Raw genomic sequence first — 15,199 nt, forward strand, 5'->3', positions numbered from 1 at the left:
GCCAATCATAGCCTAGAGGGGGAAGCCACAGCCCTAGTTTGATACTTTGTTAATTTCTGCATTAATCTCTTGCCACTCGCGATCGCTCAAGGGTTCCGGGGTCAGTTTCACTTGCCACTGCGCCTCAAAGGCGTCCAAGAGAGCCGTTTGCACCACCTCTAAAGGGGGAAGGGACTGCCGATGGGGAACACTGCCAAATACCTGCTGCCATAGATCGAGGTCAGGGGTCAGGACAATTGAACCATGCTGCAGGACGCGATCGCCCCGCCAAGCTTGGGCACTACCAATGACTTTCTCGCCCGTAGGTAAAACCAAATCGGCCACGGTGGCTTGGGCAAAGCAATTGATCGGCGCTTGAGAGGAATAGGGGTCTTGTCCCAACTGCAGAGGCCACCCTAGGCGCTCAAACCCCACCCTCAGGAATTGACACAGATCGGTATAAACCTGTCGCCGCCGTTGCCCCAACCCCCACACCACTAGACTGTAGGTGAGATCCCCTTGGTGCAAAACAGCCCGCCCCCCCGTGGGTCGCTGCACCAGTTCGATGGCTTGCCCCTGCCAAGGCAGATGTTGCCAGTGCTCTGGAATTTGCCGCTGACTGTAGCCAAGGGAGATGGCGGGCGGTGACCAAGTGTAAAACCGCAGACAGGGGCGATCGCTAGACTGCCACAACCACCGATCCACCGCCATTTGCACTTTTCCCGGCGCCCCAAAGGGGGGAATATAACGCCACTTCATTCAGAAGCTGCTTCTGCCGGATGGTAGGCTGCCGCATCCCGCCGACACCCCATATAGGCAAGGATATACAACTCCTTCAGGTCTTGAATCAGCGGATAGCGGGGATTTGCCCCCGTGCACTGATCGTCAAAGGCCAGTTCGGCCATGCTTTGCACCTGTTCATAGAAGGCTTGATCCTCACTGTTGAGGGCTTCCTTAATGGTGGCTGGAATCTCTAACTGCGCCTTCAGGTCTTCAATAGCGGCAATCAGGCGCGCCACTTTTTCCTCTGGCGTGCTACCACCCAATTCAAGAAAGTCGGCAATTTGGGCATAGCGTTCCTTGGCCTGGGGATACTTGTACTGTGGAAAGATTGCCTGTTTCAGGGGGGCATCCGTGGCGTTATAGCGGATGACATGGCAAATCATCAGCGCATTGGCAAGGCCGTGGGGCACGTGGAAGGTGGAGCCAAGTTTGTGGGCCATCGAGTGGCAGACCCCCAAGAAAGCATTGGCAAAGGCCATGCCGGCGATCGTGGCGGCATAGTGAACTTTCTCGCGAGCTTCTGGGTCAGCCGCCCCCAAGCGATAGGCACGGGGTAAGTACGTAAACAGCAGTTTGATTGCCTCTAATGCCAGTCCCTCAGTAAACTCCGTCGAGAGCACCGATACATAGGACTCCAAGGCATGGGTTAGGGCATCAATGCCGCCATAGGCCGTGAGTTTCTTGGGCATGTGCAGCACCAAGTCGGGATCCACAATCGCCATGGTGGGCGTGAGGGCATAGTCCGCCAAGGGGTATTTAATCCCCACGCGATCGTCGGTAACCACTGCAAAGGGCGTCACTTCGGAACCCGTCCCCGAGGTCGTGGGAATTGCCACCATCATGGCTTTTTGACCCAAGGGGGGCAGTTGATACACCCGCTTGCGAATATCCATGAAGCGCATGGCCAAGCCGTCAAACTCCACCTCTGGATGCTCATACAACAGCCACATCACCTTGGCCGCATCCATGGGTGAGCCACCCCCCACGGCAATAATCACATCGGGCTGATAGTCTCGCAGCAGTTCTAGGCCGCGATTCACCGTACTCAGGGTCGGGTCTGGCTCCACTTCATGGAAGATGTCGTGCTTGATGCCCAGTTCTTCGAGGGTGTGCACAATCGGGTCAGTGATGCCCAAGTCAAAGAGGGGTTTATCGGTAACCAAGAAGGCGCGTTTTTTCCCTTCTAGCTCTCGCAAGGCAATGGGTAGGCAGCCGGGTTTGAAGTAAATTTTCGGCGGCACGCGGAACCAGAGCATATTTTCGCGGCGATCGCTCACCGTTTTGATATTCAACAGGTGATGGGGACCGACATTTTCCGACGTGACATTACCGCCCCACGTCCCACACCCCAAGGTCAGCGAGGGATCCAACTTGAAGTTGTACAAATCCCCGATCGCCCCTTGGGAAGAAGGGGTGTTAATCAAAACCCGTGCCGTCTGCATGCGGTATTTGAAGTAGGCAATGTCATCTTGGTTGCGGGGATCGGTGTAGAGCACAGAGGTGTGCCCCATGCCGCCAAAATTCACCAACTGTGCGGCAATTTCCACCCCTTTATGGAACTGGGGTGCCCGATACAAGGCCAAGACGGGACAGAGTTTCTCATAGGAAAATGGCTCCTGCGACCCCACTTCACTCACTTCACCAATGAGTACCCGCGTTTCTGGCGGCACTTGGATATTGGCCATTGCAGCAATAGTGGCTGCTGATTGACCGACAATCGCAGGATTGAGGCGACCATCCTTCAGGAGCAGTTGTGCCACCCGCTGCCGTTCCTCAGGGGAGAGAATGTAGCCCCCCCGCCGTTGAAACTCCGCTTTGACCGCGTCATAGATCTCATCAACGACAATCACCGCCTGCTCCGAGGCACAGATCATGCCATTGTCAAAGGATTTACTGAGGAGAATCGAACTCACCGCTGTGGGAATATCGGCTGTGGCATCAATGAGCACCGGGGTATTGCCCGCCCCGACCCCGATCGCCGGATGACCAGAGGAATAGGCGGCCTTCACCATGCCTGGCCCACCCGTGGCCAAAATCAATTTAATTTGGGGATGCTGCATCAGGACTTGGGAGAGTTCAATGGTTGGCTCATCAATCCAGCCAATAATATCGCGGGGTGCGCCAGCGGCGACTGCTGCATCCAACACCACCTTGGCTGCGGCCACCGTACAGACCTTTGCTCGGGGATGGGGCGAAAAGATAATGCCATTGCGAGTTTTCAGGGCAATCAAGGCCTTAAAGATGGTCGTCGAAGTTGGGTTCGTCACCGGCACCACACCGGCAATGATCCCCACGGGTTCAGCAATTTTTTGGATGCCAAAAATGGGATCATCCTCAATTACGCCGCAGGTTTTCTCATGTTTGTACTTGTTGTAGATATATTCCGAGGCAAAGTGATTTTTAATGACTTTATCTTCGACAACCCCCATGCCCGTTTCGGCAACGGCTTGTTTGGCAAGGGGAATCCGCGCTTGGTTGGCCGCCATGGCCGCTTGGTGGAAAATGTGATCCACCTGCTCTTGGGTAAACTGAGCATACTGGGTTTGTGCCCTTTGGACGCGCTCAATGAGTGCTTCGAGATCGGCAATGGTTTGAACGGGTTGAGAATGAGTTAAGGCTTGGGCAGTCATGGGCGACTCCTGAGGAAAGAAATTTCTTAAATGGGCAAGTTATTGAACGTTGAGATCATATTCACGGAAAAGGGCGATCGCCCGTTGGACATCTTTGGGACTCGCTGCTGGGGTATCAAACAGTTCATAGGGCAGCCCTAATTGCTGCCATTTGTATTCCCCCATTTTGTGAAAGGGCAACACCTCCACTTTCTCCACGTTACGCAGACCCGCCACAAATTGCGCCAATCCCCGAATATTTTCGGGATCATCCGTCAGCCCCGGTACCAAGACAAAGCGGATCCACGTCGGTTTGTGGATCTCATCTAGGTACTTGGCCAACTCCAAGGTGGGGGTAATCGTGACACTGGTGACCCGCCGATAGGTCTCCGGCAGAAAGGATTTAATGTCGAGCAACACCAGATCCGTTGCCGCCACAACCGGTTTAGCCGCCTCCAAGACCACATAGCCCGACGTATCTAGGGCGGTGTGCAATCCTAATTCGTGGCAGCGCTCAAAAATTTCACGCACAAACTCCGGCTGCATCAGTGGTTCGCCGCCACTAACCGTTACGCCCCCTTGGCGCAGATAGGATTGGTAATGCTGAATATCGGCAATCAGTTCATCCACGGTTACGAGCTTGCCCTGATGGGGTTCGCGGCAGTCGGGATTGTGGCAGTACAGACAGCGCAGTGGACACCCTTGGGTAAAAATCACATAGCGAATGCCGGGGCCATCTACCGTGCCACAGGTCTCAACGGAGTGAATGTAACCTGTCACCTTTTGTTTTTCGGGTTGTTTTTCAGGGAGTATGGAAACCATCATTGAAACCTCGGTGACAACAGATTGCTTGAGATAGCGTTTATGGATTTAAAGAGAACTTTCTAAAAAATTTGCTAAAATTTTAATCCCTTAAGAAAGTATCCCAGTTAACAAAAACTCTGTTTTCAATTCCTCTCTACGTCTTGCCTACGGCCTAGGGGGTACATCTGTTATGTAGCTAGCCATTTTGAACGTGCTCCATTCTTGGGAAAAGAGCAGTACAGTGCTGCGCTTGGTAAAACTATAATTTCAGCATAAAAGCAGAAGCACAATTTGCCTGCTGTCTTAATTAACTTTTAGGATTGGTGGTTGTTTCGCAACGTTGCCTAACTTAATAAAGAGTCTTTAAGTACACCCCTATTGGTGGGCGATCGCTCGCTCAAAGCTTGGAAAATATCAAGATTGAGGCTTTTGAGGACTTGTTCAATCTTGTCTTTATTCTACAAAATTCTCTTGATCTAGGCCAATTGTGTGATTAGTGACAAAGTAGCTCTACTCGCCCTGCGATCCCGCACATTTGCGGGCCTCAAGCACGGCTGCATGTAAGGCTGCTTCCAGTTGCTGGGTCAATTCCTGTGCCTGTTGTTTGAGGTTGCCCTCGCGCTCAGCGGGCGTCCACAGGGGCGCTCCAATCCAAAGGGCTACCCGCGCACGAAACTGCGGCTGTGGATCGTAGGCAATGCCAACGGGAAAAATCGGCAGGGGGCGATCGGCCTGCAAGACAAGACGGGCAAGACCGGGCTTCAGGGGACGTACTACCTGATCCGGCACAATCCCACCCTCGGGAAAGATCACTAGGGGCTGACCTGCATTGAGAATCTCCAGCACATGGCGCAAACTACTGGGCTGAGGACGGTTGAGGTTCACAGCAAAGGCACCCAGACGACGGATAAACCAGCCCTGCACCCCGCCAAACTCGATCGCATTGGTCATAAAGCGTAGCGGATAAGGCCACACCAAGGGCAAAATCACCGGATCCCAACGGCTACAGTGCTTGGGGGCAAGCAAGAAATGACCCTCCTTGGGCAACTGCTCGCGACCGACAATCGTAATCCGCGAAAAGTAAAGGGGCAAAAATAGGCGATGAATTGGCCATAACCCCCAATAGAGCCACGGTGAGATATGAGATGTGGTGGGTGCCGTTTTTTTATGGCGCATCCGTTCTCCTCTGTAGCTGCCCCCACTACAATAGTAGGCCTGTAGCCCCTTGCCACTGTCGAGGAACAAGCCAATGTCGCAGCCGACCCATCGCTTTAATCTCCGTGTTTGGGGGCAGTTTCTGCGGATTGCCCAACCCTATTTCTTTCCCCGCGATCGCTGGGGCAGCAGTGTGATCTTTATCCTGCTGCTTTTTCTGGTCATTGCCCTCATGTTTGGTGTTCTCTTTGGCCTGACAGCAGCTATCACCTTTGGCCTCAATGCCCTTGCCCCCGAACTGATGGGACAAATTGCCGGCGGTCTCATGGAGATGATTCAATCCCTGTGGGCACAGCCCCTCAGCCGTAGTATTCTGCTGGGGACGGTGATTCTCCCCTTGGGCGTCTTTGCGCTGCTGCGGCAACCCCTGCTGCCTCGGTGGCAAGCGTGGGCACTCTTGGGGTTACTGCTGATGCTTTCCCTCTCCGTGAGTGGCCTCAACGTGATCATTAGCTTTGTCGGGCGCTTCTTCCAGACGGCACTGGCGGAGAAAAATGCTGAAACCTACTGGCGATTCCTCTTGGTGTATGCTGGCGTTTTTGTGGTGGGGACGCCGATTGTCGTCATTTATCGCTACGTGCGCGAATATCTAGGGTTGCGCTGGCGGGATTGGCTCACCCGTCATTTTTTGGATCGCTATTTCCAGAATCGAGCCTACTACACCATCGAAAACCAAGGCGAGATTGATAACCCTGATCAACGGATCACCGAGGATATCCGCTCCTTTACCCAAACCTCACTCCAGTTTCTACTGATCATTCTGGGCGAAATTATTGACCTCATTGCCTTTAGTGGCATTCTCTGGAGTATCTCCCAAACCCTAACGCTGACCTTGGTTGGCTATGCCATTGTCGGTACGATTGTGACCGTTTTGATTGGACAACGCCTGATTTGGCTGAACTTTAACCAACTGCGGCGCGAAGCCGATTTTCGTTATGGCTTGGTTCATGTGCGCGATAATGCCGAGTCCATTGCCTTTTATCGCGGTGAAGGCCAAGAGTCGGTGCAGGTGCGTCAGCGCTTTCTCGAGGTGCTGCGGAACTTTAACCTCTTGATTGGTTGGCAGCGCAATCTGGAGTTTTTCACCACGGCCTACAACTACTTTGTGGTGATTGTGCCAGCAGCTGTGGTTGCTCCCCGCTACTTTGCTGGTGAGATTGACTTTGGTGCTATTAGCCAAGCCAGCTTTGCTTTCTCGCAGGTGCTGGGGGCACTCTCAATCATTGTGAACCAGTTTACGAACCTCACGGGCTTTATTGCGGGTATTGAGCGTTTGGCAGAGTTTGATGAGGTTTTGACAACGCCCCCAGTGCCCCCCCAATCCCAAATTCAATTGGTGGAGAAGTCCTACATTGCCCTAGAACACGTGGCTGTGGATACACCGAACTTGGCACGGCGGCTGGTGGAAGATGTCACATTTGCCCTTGAGGCGGGGGAAAGTGTGGTGATTATGGGGCCGAGTGGGGTGGGTAAAAGTTCGCTCCTGCGGGCGATCGCTGGACTCTGGCAAAGTGGCAGTGGCCGTATTATTCGTCCCCCCGTAGATGAAGTGCTCTTTTTGCCCCAACGCCCCTATATGGTGCTGGGTACGTTGCGCACCCAACTGCTCTACCCCAGTGGCGATCGCCAAACCCCAGACGATGTGCTTTTGCACGCCCTTAACGAAGTCAACTTGGCACATTTGCCGGATCGCGTCGGTGGTCTGGATGTGGAATTAGCGTGGGATGATGTGCTGTCGCTTGGGGAACAACAACGACTGGCGATCGCCCGCCTGCTGCTCAATCACCGCCCCTACGCCATTTTGGATGAAGCCACCAGCGCCCTAGACTTAGCCAACGAAAAACGGGTCTATGAGCACATTCAGCGCACCACCCGCAACTACATTAGTGTTGGCCACCGTGAGAGCCTGATGCAGTACCACAAGTACGTTTTAGAACTCAAGGGCGATCGCGAATGGAAATTTTATGCCCTCAGTTAGGTATCGCCGTAGCGGCACACTGTTTTAATATTGACAAACTCCAACAGTCCTGCCCGTCCCAGTTCACGGCCATAGCCAGAGGTCTTGATCCCGCCAAAGGGCAAACGTGGATCCGACTTGACCATCGCGTTAATGAAGACAGCACCCGCTTCGAGATCCCGCACGAGGATCTCCGCTTCATCGCTCTCCTGTGTCCAAGCACTGGCGCCTAAACCAAAGGGTGTGGCATTGGCCAGTTCGATTGCCGCAGTTAGGGACGGTACCCGAAAGAGCATCGCCACAGGTCCAAATAGCTCCTGATGAAACACGGGGTTATCTGGAGTGACCTCTGCCAACATCGTCGGCGCAAAGAAATACCCCTGCTGACAATGGCTCGGCAGATCAAGGTTGCGGCGGTAAAAGACCTTGGCACCATGGGCAAGGGCAAGTTCAACCTGGGCGTGGAGTTCATCACGGATGGCGGCAGTAGCAAGAGGCCCCAGTTGTGTGGTGGGTTCCAAGGGATCGCCAATTACCCACGTCTCGAAGGCAGCTTTCATGCCTTCGGCAAAGGTGTCATAGACAGCCTCATGGACAATAAAGCGTTTAGCCGCAATGCAGGATTGGCCATTGTTAATCATGCGGGCTTGGACAGCGGTGGCGATCGCCTGAGGGATATTGGCACTGGGCATGACAATAAAGGGATCACTTCCCCCCAGTTCCAGAACGGTTTTCTTGAGGTGCTGACCTGCTGCTTGGGCTAAACTTTTGCCCGCTGCTTCGCTGCCCGTGAGAGTCGCTGCCTTAATACGCGGATCCGCCACCAGATCAGCAATGGCACTGCCGGGAATCAGCAGGGTTTGAAAGACCCCCGCAGGAAAGCCCGCTTCCCTCAAGAGCTGGGCGATCGCCAGCGCGCACTGAGGCACATTAGAAGCATGCTTGAGCAGAACCACATTCCCCGCCATCAAGGCCGGGGCCGCAAAGCGAAACACCTGCCAAAAGGGAAAATTCCACGGCATCACGGCCAAAATAATGCCAAGGGGCTGGTAATGAATCGCGCTGTAGCTTGCCTCTGTGGGAATTAATTCAGGCCGCAGGAAAGCTGCTCCCTGCTCGGCATAGTAACGACACACCCACGCACATTTGTCAATTTCAGCCCGCGCCTCTGTCATTGGTTTACCCATCTCAAGGGTCATGAGGCGAGCAAGCGCATCCCGCTGCTGTTGCAGGAGATTTGCTGTGTTTTCTAGCCACTGGGCACGCTGCTCAAAGGCTGTCAGACGATAGGTCTCAAAGGTCGTCGCCCCTTGGGCAATCGCCCTCTCCACTTCCTCAGCCCCTAAGGGGGAAAAAGTTTTTAAGACCTCAGCGGTTGTGGGATTAACCGACGCGATTGCCATGATTAAATTTCCCTATCTGGCTGACGCCAGCGATCGCTAGCGCCTAGGACGTGGGTTCAGTATGCTAATTCTAGCGTTTGTTACAGTCCCCATCCTCTTGATGAATGGGGCGATCGCAAACCATTGTTGTGCATTTTCATCGCAGTTTTGGGGCACGCTTTTATGGCAACCATTGTTGATATTGCAGTGAATACTCGCGGCTTTTCCACACTAGTGACTGCTGTCAAGGTGGCCAATCTGGTGGAAGCCCTGCAATCGCCGGGGCCTTTTACGGTGTTTGCCCCCAATGATGATGCCTTTGCCAAGTTGCCCGATGGCACCATTACCTCCCTTGTGCAAAATCCTCCCCAGTTAGCGCGGATTCTCAAATACCATGTGGTTGCCGGTGCCTACAAAGCCGCCGACCTGAAAAAGATGGAAATTGTCACTTCCCTCGAAGGTTCCACTATTCCGATTCATGGCGATCATCCCTTGGAAGTCAAAAACGCCACTGTCCTTGCCGCTGATATTGAAGCGGAGAACGGTATTATCCATGTCATTGACACCGTGATCTTGATGGGTCTGAATCCAGCCCACTCCTTTCAGGACACCAACATCCCCTACAAAGTCTAGGGCGTTAGCGAATTTCCCGCACCAAAAGCCCTTGGCGGATTTTCTCCTCCACAAACTGGCGGTAAAGCTCTAGCTCTTCATAGGTGACTTTGCCATCGGCGCGAATTTGTCGCTTGATTTGCGCCATTTCGTCGGCAGTCAATACGCCGTCGGCGATCGCTCGCTCTAGCAGTTGTTTGAGTTGGGCTAGTTCTGCTTTATCGGCCTCTGAGAGAGGGGTTCCATTTGGCTGATAACGTTCCATGGCACTCTCGCCTCAACAACCTCTCTACCCTATTCTCACCCTGCAACGTTGGTGTCGAGGGGCTAGGAACTTAAATCTTGATAAACTTTACTTATGGTCTAAAGAGAATCTCTGAGTCGTTCTCAAGCTGTTGGAACCAAACAATGCAAGTATCAGAAATGAAGTACGGCGAACGCGCCATTCAAGAAGGGCAACTGATTACATTTCCCAATCCACGTCCCGGTCGGCAATACACCATTGAGATTACCCTGCCGGAGTTTACCTGTAAGTGTCCATTTTCTGGCTATCCTGACTTTGCCACGCTTTACGTTAGCTATATTCCCCATGAAAAGGTGGTGGAACTAAAAGCGATTAAGCTTTACATCAACAGCTATCGCGATCGCTACATTTCCCACGAAGAAGCGGTGAATCAAGTCCTCGATGATCTCGTGGCCGCCTGCGACCCCCTCTACATGAAAATCAAAGGGGACTTTGCCCCCCGTGGCAATGTGCATACCGTTATTACAGTCGAACACCATCGCCAGCCGGACAGTTCGTGCTAAAATTATAGACTGCAAGACTGCGGACGTAATTCAGTGGTAGAATGTCAGCTTCCCAAGCTGAACGTCGTGGGTTCGAGTCCCATCGTCCGCTTTCCCTAAAAACCGCCAAAATGCGTTACTCTGAGGCATTTCAGAGATTTAAAGCTGCCCTTTCGCGCTAGCGTGGCGGAGCCATGAAGGTACCCAATTGTTTGGCCACCAACCCCCTCTATCAGCAGGTATAATCTAATGATGTTCTGCCCCTGCGGTTTCACTGATTATGCCCTTCGAGATCAATCACGGTCTGGGTCGCTTTAACTCCAAACGGGATCTCCATGCTGCCCTAGGCATTCCATTGTCGGCAGCACCCGGGGAAATTCGCAAGCGGTATCTCAAAATTGCCAAGACACTGCACCCCGACAGCCGTGATGATGAATCGGGCAAAAAAATGGCCAGTGATTTGCTCTCCAAGTTTGTGAATCCTGCCTATGAGGTGCTTTCCCAAGAAAAAGAGCGGGAAGAATATCAAGTCATTTTGCGCTTGCTTGAAAAGCAACTGCTAACGGCCAATATTGTGCCAACGCCCACCTTTGATTTGGCACAGGAAGTCTTTAACGCTGCCAATGTTGAAGAAGCCTATCAAAAGGCGCTCAATACCCTTGCCCAAGATCAGTACAAAGACTTAAACAATGTCCTGAAAATTAGCGAACAAATTAGTGAACTCAATTTGATTTATCTGTGGCGATCGGCAGGCGGCAAGGCAACCACAGCCACGGTTTCTACGCCTGCACCCCCACCCAAATCAGATGAAACCCAAGTGCGTGCCACACCAGCAGCCGCCACAGGGACGACACCGCCGACAGAGGCTCCCAAAACAGAGCAATTTACAGAGCAATACTTCCGACGCGCAGAAGAACTCTTTAATAAAGGCATTTATCTGGAAGCCATCAAAGAATTGAAGGATGCCCTGAAAATTGACCCCCGCAGTGCCCGCTGCAATGCTCTCCTAGGCAAGGTGTATCTGCAACAAGGCTCCCTCAGTATGGCCAAAATTCACTTTAATCAAGCCCTGAAGCTGAATCCTCAAGAGGTGACGGCCATACAGGGACTCGAAGCAATTAGCAAGAGGGAGCGTAAAGCCCAGCAACAGCAAAAAAATACTGAGCCGCCAAAACCGGAGAAAAAGAAATCCTCCTTCTTTGGTCTTTTTGGGAAAAAATAATTCACTATGGTGTATCAACCTGCCTGTGGTGCCCGCGATATTTTGCCCCTTGATGTGGCACGGCAACGGTGGCTAGAGCAGCGCTTGGAGCGCGTCTTTCAAAGCTGGGGGTATCAAGAAATTATTACGCCGACGATCGAGACCTTGGCCACATTGACGGCAGGGGGAACCGTTCATCCAGAAACAGTTATTCAAGTCCAAGGAAGCGGTGATGAACCCTTGGGATTGCGGCCAGAATTAACGGCTTCGATCGCTCGCGCTGCTGTGACTCGTATGGCAGGCAGGCAACTGCCCCAACGGCTCTATTACAAAACCAATGTCTTTCGGCGGACAACCGTGGCAGAGTTGGGCAACCAGCAGGAATTTTTCCAAGCGGGAGTGGAGCTACTGGGGGCAACAGGTTTAGCGGCGGATGCAGAAATTCTCTGGCTGGTGCAGGAGTGCCTTGGGGCACTAGCGGTTGAGGAGGCCTATCTCTTGGTGGGGGATGCCCACCTGACGCAACAGTTGCTCAGTCCCTTTCCAGCGGAGCTGCAAAAAACGGTGCGCCAGTGCTTGGCTAATTTAGACCGCGTGAGTTTGCAGGCTCTCCCTACCCCTTGGCGCGATCGCGCCCTTGCCCTCTTTGATCTGCGGGGCACTCCAAGGGAAGTGGGGGAACGCTTAGCGCAGTGGTCTGACGTGGCAGGGGTGGCCGATCGCTTTGGGGAATTGCAACAGTTGTTGGGCTTGGTGGCTGAGTCTTTGGCGATTACCCTTGATCTCAGCCTTGTGCAGTCCTTTGATTACTACACGGGGATTATCTTTGAGGTCTTAATTCCCACGGAAACGGAACTGCGGTTGGTGGCTCAAGGGGGGCGCTATGATCAACTGCTCAGTATTTACCATCCGGACGGTGCCACAGTGCCGGGGATTGGTTTTGTCTTTAATGTCGAGGCGCTCCTGCAGGCGATCGCCATTCCCCCAGCCGCCCTCTTAGCTCCCCGTAGTCAATGGCTGGTGGTTCCCCGCACAAGCAACGCCCTCGCTGCTGCCCTCCACCATGCCCAAACCCTACGCTTGGATGGCTCGACGCGGGTGGAGTTGGCACTTCTAGATCTGACGCCAGAACAAATCCGCGCCTATGCCCGCGATCGCCAGATTCCCTATATTGCTTGGATTGAGAGTGATGCGCCACCGCAGATCGAAGCCCTCAGTGATGGGGCAACCTATTTGCAGATTCAGAGTGTTTAGGCCATGCTAACGATCGCCCTACCCAAAGGTGCCCTACTCAAAGATAGTATTGCCTACTTCCAACGGGTGGGCTTAAATTTTGAAGCGCTCCTCGAGCCGGGAAATCGCCAACTTCAGGTGCTTTCTCAGGATGGCCGTGCCCGCGCCCTTTTGGTACGTGCCCAAGATGTCCCGGTTTATGTGCAGTATGGTCAAGCGCAGTTGGGCATTGTGGGCTACGATGTGCTGCGGGAAAAAAATCCCCACGTGGCCAAGCTAGCGGATCTCGGTTTTGGTCAGTGTCGGCTATCGGTGGCCGTCAAAGCCTCTAGCCCCTACCGCAGTGCCCGCGATTTGCCCCCCCATTGCCGCGTCGCCTCAAAGTTTGTCCGCTGTGCCGATGCCTTTTTCCAGCAGTTGGATTTGCCCGTGGATATAGTGCCGCTCTATGGTTCAGTGGAACTGGGGCCGATTACGGGGATGGCAGAGGCGATTGTAGATTTGGTCTCGACGGGGCGCACCCTCAAGGAAAATGGCCTTGTGGAGTTAGAGCAAATTTTTAGCAGCACAGCCTACTTGATTGCCCATCCCCGCAGCTATCGCCTCAACCTCAATGGTCTTGGACACTACGTTCCGCAGTTAACAGGAGCGATCGCCTGATCTCATTTTTGGCCGTGCACAACCATGGCTGGCAGGGGTTCATTGATCGACCCCCGGCAGTTGCCATTGGCGCGATTGAGTTCCTGAATCTTGTGGTGGGCTCGCTGCCATGCTTCGACAAAACGGCTGACACGAATGGGGTCAATGGGTTGTTCAATCTGGCCATTGCGCTTCAGAGAACTGGCAACAATGACACCGTTGACGTAGGGCACTAATTGCTCCACATTGTCCCAAGAGGCACCACTGCCAATAAAGAGGGGTTGTCCCTTGGCGGCACTGGCGGCCACGGATAGATCTTCCTCAGTAGGCGGATGTCCCGTTGCCCAACCGGAGAGAATCACCCCATCGGCGAGTCCCCGTTCAAAGGTGTCCCGTACCGCAGTGGCGAGGTTCGGACTGTGGAGCGGCTGGGCGTGCTTTACCATCACATCGGCAAAAATTTTGATGTCTTGCCCCAGTTCGCGGCGGTAGCGCAGGAGTTGATGGGCTTGGCCTTCAATAATGCCTTGATCTGTCGCCATTACCCCAGTGAGCACATTAACGCGGATAAATTGTGCCCCGGTACAGGCAGCGATCGCCAGACCACTGAAGGCATCATTGCGCAGCACATTCAGGCCAATGGGCAAGGCCACCAGATTCTTTAACCGCTGCACCACCAAGGTCATGGCACTGACGACGGCGGCATCCACCCGATCTTTGGTGAAGGGAGCATCAAAGAAATTCTCAACAATAATGGCATTGGCTCCCCCTGAGGCGAGGGCTGTGGCTTCCTGTTCTGCGCGGTCAATAACGGCCTTCAGGCTCCCCCCCCAACGGGCAGAGGTGGGTAAGGGAAGGAGGTGGACAACACCAATGACGGGGGTTGCAGTGTGAAAGAGAGTCCGGAGATCCACAACGATTTCGGCGATAGGTGAACAGTGCAGGTATAACAGGAGGAGTGGCAGGCACTCTACACAGGCACAATGGCAGAATGCACTGACTTAAGTATATCCCCGTCTGACCCCCCCCTCGTGGCGATCGCCCTCGGAAGCAACCTTGGTGAGCCATTGCTGCAACTGCGCTCAGCCGTCCAAATCCTTGCCCAAACGCCGGGGATTCATGTCTTAGCCTGCTCGCCGTGGTATCGCACGACCCCCGTAGGCCCCCCGCAACCGGACTACTGGAATGGCTGTCTGATTGCCCGAACGCAACTTTCCCCTTGGGCACTTCTGCAAACGCTGCAAAGGATTGAGACGCAGTTTGGTCGCCAACGGCAAGAGCATTGGGGATCCCGCACGCTTGATCTGGATCTGCTGCTCTATGGCGATCGTGTCATGACCACTGCCGAACTCACCCTGCCCCATCCCCGCTTGGCCGAGCGACCCTTTGTCCTTGTGCCCCTTGCAGCGATCGCCCCCCACTGGCGACACCCCCTACTGGGTGACACCATCCAAACCCTACGGGAGCGAGTGGGGGATGCGGGCATTATTGCCGTTCTCTCTGACGGTGCTGGCGAAACCACGTTTGCAACTGCTGCCGACAGGCCGCCGCCTGAACCCCGCTAATCACCTGAATCCGGTGGAACACCGCTGGGCTTTGCGGAAGTTGCAGCACTGAATCAATGGCCCCAGCTTTTGGATCGGTCGTCCCGTAGATGAGGGTGTGAATGCGGGCTTGAACAATGGCAGCGGCACACATCGGGCAGGGTTCTAGGGTCACATAGAGGCGGCAGCCCGTTAAATACCACGTACCTAGACGTTGACCCGCGCGGCGGAGGGCAATGATTTCCGCATGGGCAGTGGGGTCATGATCTCGCTGGCGGCGATTTTCCCCCGTGGCAATGAGTTCATTCTCGGCACTGACAATCACCGCGCCTACGGGCACTTCATCGGCAGCTCCTGCCTGTGCTGCGAGGGCGATCGCCTGTTGCATCCAAAAGTCATGCAGGTCTGTTTCGGATAAAGGGAGAATGTCTGGCATGGCGATCCCGTTGCCGCAG

15 protein-coding genes and 1 tRNA gene are annotated in these 15,199 nt (G+C 54.0%); 8 read left to right on the forward strand and 8 right to left on the reverse strand.

The window, feature by feature from the left end:
- Nucleotides 1–33: 33 nt before the first annotated feature.
- From RHI63_RS03245 to RHI63_RS03260, 4 genes are all read right to left on the reverse strand, one after another.
- Nucleotides 34–738 carry a lipoate--protein ligase family protein gene (locus RHI63_RS03245; protein ID WP_225901641.1) on the reverse strand — a complete coding sequence of 235 codons (705 nt, stop codon included), beginning with the start codon at nucleotides 736–738 and terminating at the stop codon, nucleotides 34–36.
- On the reverse strand, nucleotides 735–3,392 hold the full coding sequence (gene adhE, locus RHI63_RS03250) for a bifunctional acetaldehyde-CoA/alcohol dehydrogenase (protein WP_302678831.1): 2,658 nt from the start codon (nucleotides 3,390–3,392) through the stop codon (nucleotides 735–737). The genes RHI63_RS03245 and adhE overlap by 4 nt, the downstream gene beginning before the upstream one ends.
- Nucleotides 3,393–3,431: 39 nt before the next feature.
- Nucleotides 3,432–4,196: a pyruvate formate-lyase-activating protein gene (pflA, locus tag RHI63_RS03255; protein ID WP_206201054.1), complete on the reverse strand. Its 765-nt coding sequence runs from the start codon at nucleotides 4,194–4,196 to the stop codon at nucleotides 3,432–3,434.
- 489 nt (nucleotides 4,197–4,685) lie between these two features.
- Nucleotides 4,686–5,351, reverse strand: a complete 666-nt coding sequence (locus tag RHI63_RS03260) for a 1-acyl-sn-glycerol-3-phosphate acyltransferase (RefSeq protein ID WP_302678833.1) — start codon at nucleotides 5,349–5,351, stop codon at nucleotides 4,686–4,688.
- A 73-nt stretch (nucleotides 5,352–5,424) separates the two neighbouring features.
- Between RHI63_RS03260 and RHI63_RS03265 the strand changes: the two genes are divergently transcribed.
- The gene (locus RHI63_RS03265; RefSeq protein ID WP_206201056.1) at nucleotides 5,425–7,368 is read left to right on the forward strand and encodes an ABC transporter ATP-binding protein/permease; all 1,944 of its coding nucleotides are present in this window, start codon (nucleotides 5,425–5,427) and stop codon (nucleotides 7,366–7,368) included.
- On the opposite strand, the gene RHI63_RS03270 is transcribed toward RHI63_RS03265, so the two are convergent.
- Nucleotides 7,365–8,750, reverse strand: coding sequence for an NAD-dependent succinate-semialdehyde dehydrogenase (locus tag RHI63_RS03270; protein WP_310438054.1), 1,386 nt, complete (start codon nucleotides 8,748–8,750; stop codon nucleotides 7,365–7,367). The genes RHI63_RS03265 and RHI63_RS03270 overlap by 4 nt on opposite strands.
- Nucleotides 8,751–8,912: 162 nt before the next feature.
- On the opposite strand from RHI63_RS03270, the gene RHI63_RS03275 reads away from it, so the two are divergent.
- Entirely contained in the window at nucleotides 8,913–9,362 is a 450-nt protein-coding gene (locus RHI63_RS03275; protein ID WP_302678835.1) for a fasciclin domain-containing protein, read from the forward strand.
- Between the two features lie 4 nt (nucleotides 9,363–9,366).
- Here RHI63_RS03275 and RHI63_RS03280 read toward each other — a convergent pair whose 3' ends face one another.
- Nucleotides 9,367–9,606: a hypothetical protein gene (locus RHI63_RS03280; protein ID WP_302678836.1), complete on the reverse strand. Its 240-nt coding sequence runs from the start codon at nucleotides 9,604–9,606 to the stop codon at nucleotides 9,367–9,369.
- Nucleotides 9,607–9,749: 143 nt separating this feature from the next.
- On the opposite strand from RHI63_RS03280, the gene queF reads away from it, so the two are divergent.
- The 5 genes from queF to hisG all read left to right on the forward strand — a co-directional run bounded on the left by queF (nucleotide 9,750) and on the right by hisG (nucleotide 13,221).
- Nucleotides 9,750–10,148: a preQ(1) synthase gene (queF, locus tag RHI63_RS03285; protein ID WP_149820908.1), complete on the forward strand. Its 399-nt coding sequence runs from the start codon at nucleotides 9,750–9,752 to the stop codon at nucleotides 10,146–10,148.
- 19 nt (nucleotides 10,149–10,167) lie between these two features.
- A tRNA-Gly gene (locus tag RHI63_RS03290) sits at nucleotides 10,168–10,239 on the forward strand.
- 168 nt (nucleotides 10,240–10,407) lie between these two features.
- Nucleotides 10,408–11,349, forward strand: coding sequence for a DnaJ domain-containing protein (locus RHI63_RS03295; RefSeq protein WP_310743381.1), 942 nt, complete (start codon nucleotides 10,408–10,410; stop codon nucleotides 11,347–11,349).
- A gap of 6 nt (nucleotides 11,350–11,355) precedes the next feature.
- Nucleotides 11,356–12,582, forward strand: coding sequence for an ATP phosphoribosyltransferase regulatory subunit (locus tag RHI63_RS03300; protein ID WP_206201061.1), 1,227 nt, complete (start codon nucleotides 11,356–11,358; stop codon nucleotides 12,580–12,582).
- A gap of 3 nt (nucleotides 12,583–12,585) precedes the next feature.
- A complete protein-coding gene (gene hisG / locus RHI63_RS03305; RefSeq protein ID WP_206201062.1) occupies nucleotides 12,586–13,221 on the forward strand; it encodes an ATP phosphoribosyltransferase in 636 nt (211 codons plus the stop codon).
- A 2-nt stretch (nucleotides 13,222–13,223) separates the two neighbouring features.
- Here hisG and btpA read toward each other — a convergent pair whose 3' ends face one another.
- Nucleotides 13,224–14,114, reverse strand: a complete 891-nt coding sequence (btpA, locus tag RHI63_RS03310; protein ID WP_310743382.1) for a photosystem I biogenesis protein BtpA — start codon at nucleotides 14,112–14,114, stop codon at nucleotides 13,224–13,226.
- Nucleotides 14,115–14,183: 69 nt separating this feature from the next.
- Here btpA and folK point away from each other — a divergent pair, with 69 nt between their 5' ends.
- Nucleotides 14,184–14,765: a 2-amino-4-hydroxy-6-hydroxymethyldihydropteridine diphosphokinase gene (folK, locus tag RHI63_RS03315; RefSeq protein ID WP_310801458.1), complete on the forward strand. Its 582-nt coding sequence runs from the start codon at nucleotides 14,184–14,186 to the stop codon at nucleotides 14,763–14,765.
- Here folK and tadA read toward each other — a convergent pair.
- Nucleotides 14,686–15,180 carry a tRNA adenosine(34) deaminase TadA gene (gene tadA / locus RHI63_RS03320; RefSeq protein ID WP_302678838.1) on the reverse strand — a complete coding sequence of 165 codons (495 nt, stop codon included), beginning with the start codon at nucleotides 15,178–15,180 and terminating at the stop codon, nucleotides 14,686–14,688. The genes folK and tadA overlap by 80 nt on opposite strands.
- Nucleotides 15,181–15,199 lie beyond the last annotated feature (19 nt).

Source organism: Thermosynechococcus sp. GLH187, from assembly GCF_031583395.1.
Taxonomy (GTDB): domain Bacteria; phylum Cyanobacteriota; class Cyanobacteriia; order Thermosynechococcales; family Thermosynechococcaceae; genus Thermosynechococcus.

What these genes read in the sequence shown, in the direction of transcription:
- tadA (WP_302678838.1), bottom strand. Translation starts at nt 15,180, where the DNA reads ATGCCAGACATTCTCCCTTTATCCGAAACAGACCTGCATGACTTTTGG.
- RHI63_RS03270 (WP_310438054.1), bottom strand. Translation starts at nt 8,750, where the DNA reads ATGGCAATCGCGTCGGTTAATCCCACAACCGCTGAGGTCTTAAAAACT.
- folK (WP_310801458.1), top strand. Translation starts at nt 14,184, where the DNA reads ATGGCAGAATGCACTGACTTAAGTATATCCCCGTCTGACCCCCCCCTC.
- pflA (WP_206201054.1), bottom strand. Translation starts at nt 4,196, where the DNA reads ATGATGGTTTCCATACTCCCTGAAAAACAACCCGAAAAACAAAAGGTG.
- RHI63_RS03295 (WP_310743381.1), top strand. Translation starts at nt 10,408, where the DNA reads ATGCCCTTCGAGATCAATCACGGTCTGGGTCGCTTTAACTCCAAACGG.
- adhE (WP_302678831.1), bottom strand. Translation starts at nt 3,392, where the DNA reads ATGACTGCCCAAGCCTTAACTCATTCTCAACCCGTTCAAACCATTGCC.
- RHI63_RS03280 (WP_302678836.1), bottom strand. Translation starts at nt 9,606, where the DNA reads ATGGAACGTTATCAGCCAAATGGAACCCCTCTCTCAGAGGCCGATAAA.
- queF (WP_149820908.1), top strand. Translation starts at nt 9,750, where the DNA reads ATGCAAGTATCAGAAATGAAGTACGGCGAACGCGCCATTCAAGAAGGG.
- RHI63_RS03265 (WP_206201056.1), top strand. Translation starts at nt 5,425, where the DNA reads ATGTCGCAGCCGACCCATCGCTTTAATCTCCGTGTTTGGGGGCAGTTT.
- RHI63_RS03300 (WP_206201061.1), top strand. Translation starts at nt 11,356, where the DNA reads ATGGTGTATCAACCTGCCTGTGGTGCCCGCGATATTTTGCCCCTTGAT.
- RHI63_RS03275 (WP_302678835.1), top strand. Translation starts at nt 8,913, where the DNA reads ATGGCAACCATTGTTGATATTGCAGTGAATACTCGCGGCTTTTCCACA.
- hisG (WP_206201062.1), top strand. Translation starts at nt 12,586, where the DNA reads ATGCTAACGATCGCCCTACCCAAAGGTGCCCTACTCAAAGATAGTATT.
- RHI63_RS03260 (WP_302678833.1), bottom strand. Translation starts at nt 5,351, where the DNA reads ATGCGCCATAAAAAAACGGCACCCACCACATCTCATATCTCACCGTGG.
- RHI63_RS03245 (WP_225901641.1), bottom strand. Translation starts at nt 738, where the DNA reads ATGAAGTGGCGTTATATTCCCCCCTTTGGGGCGCCGGGAAAAGTGCAA.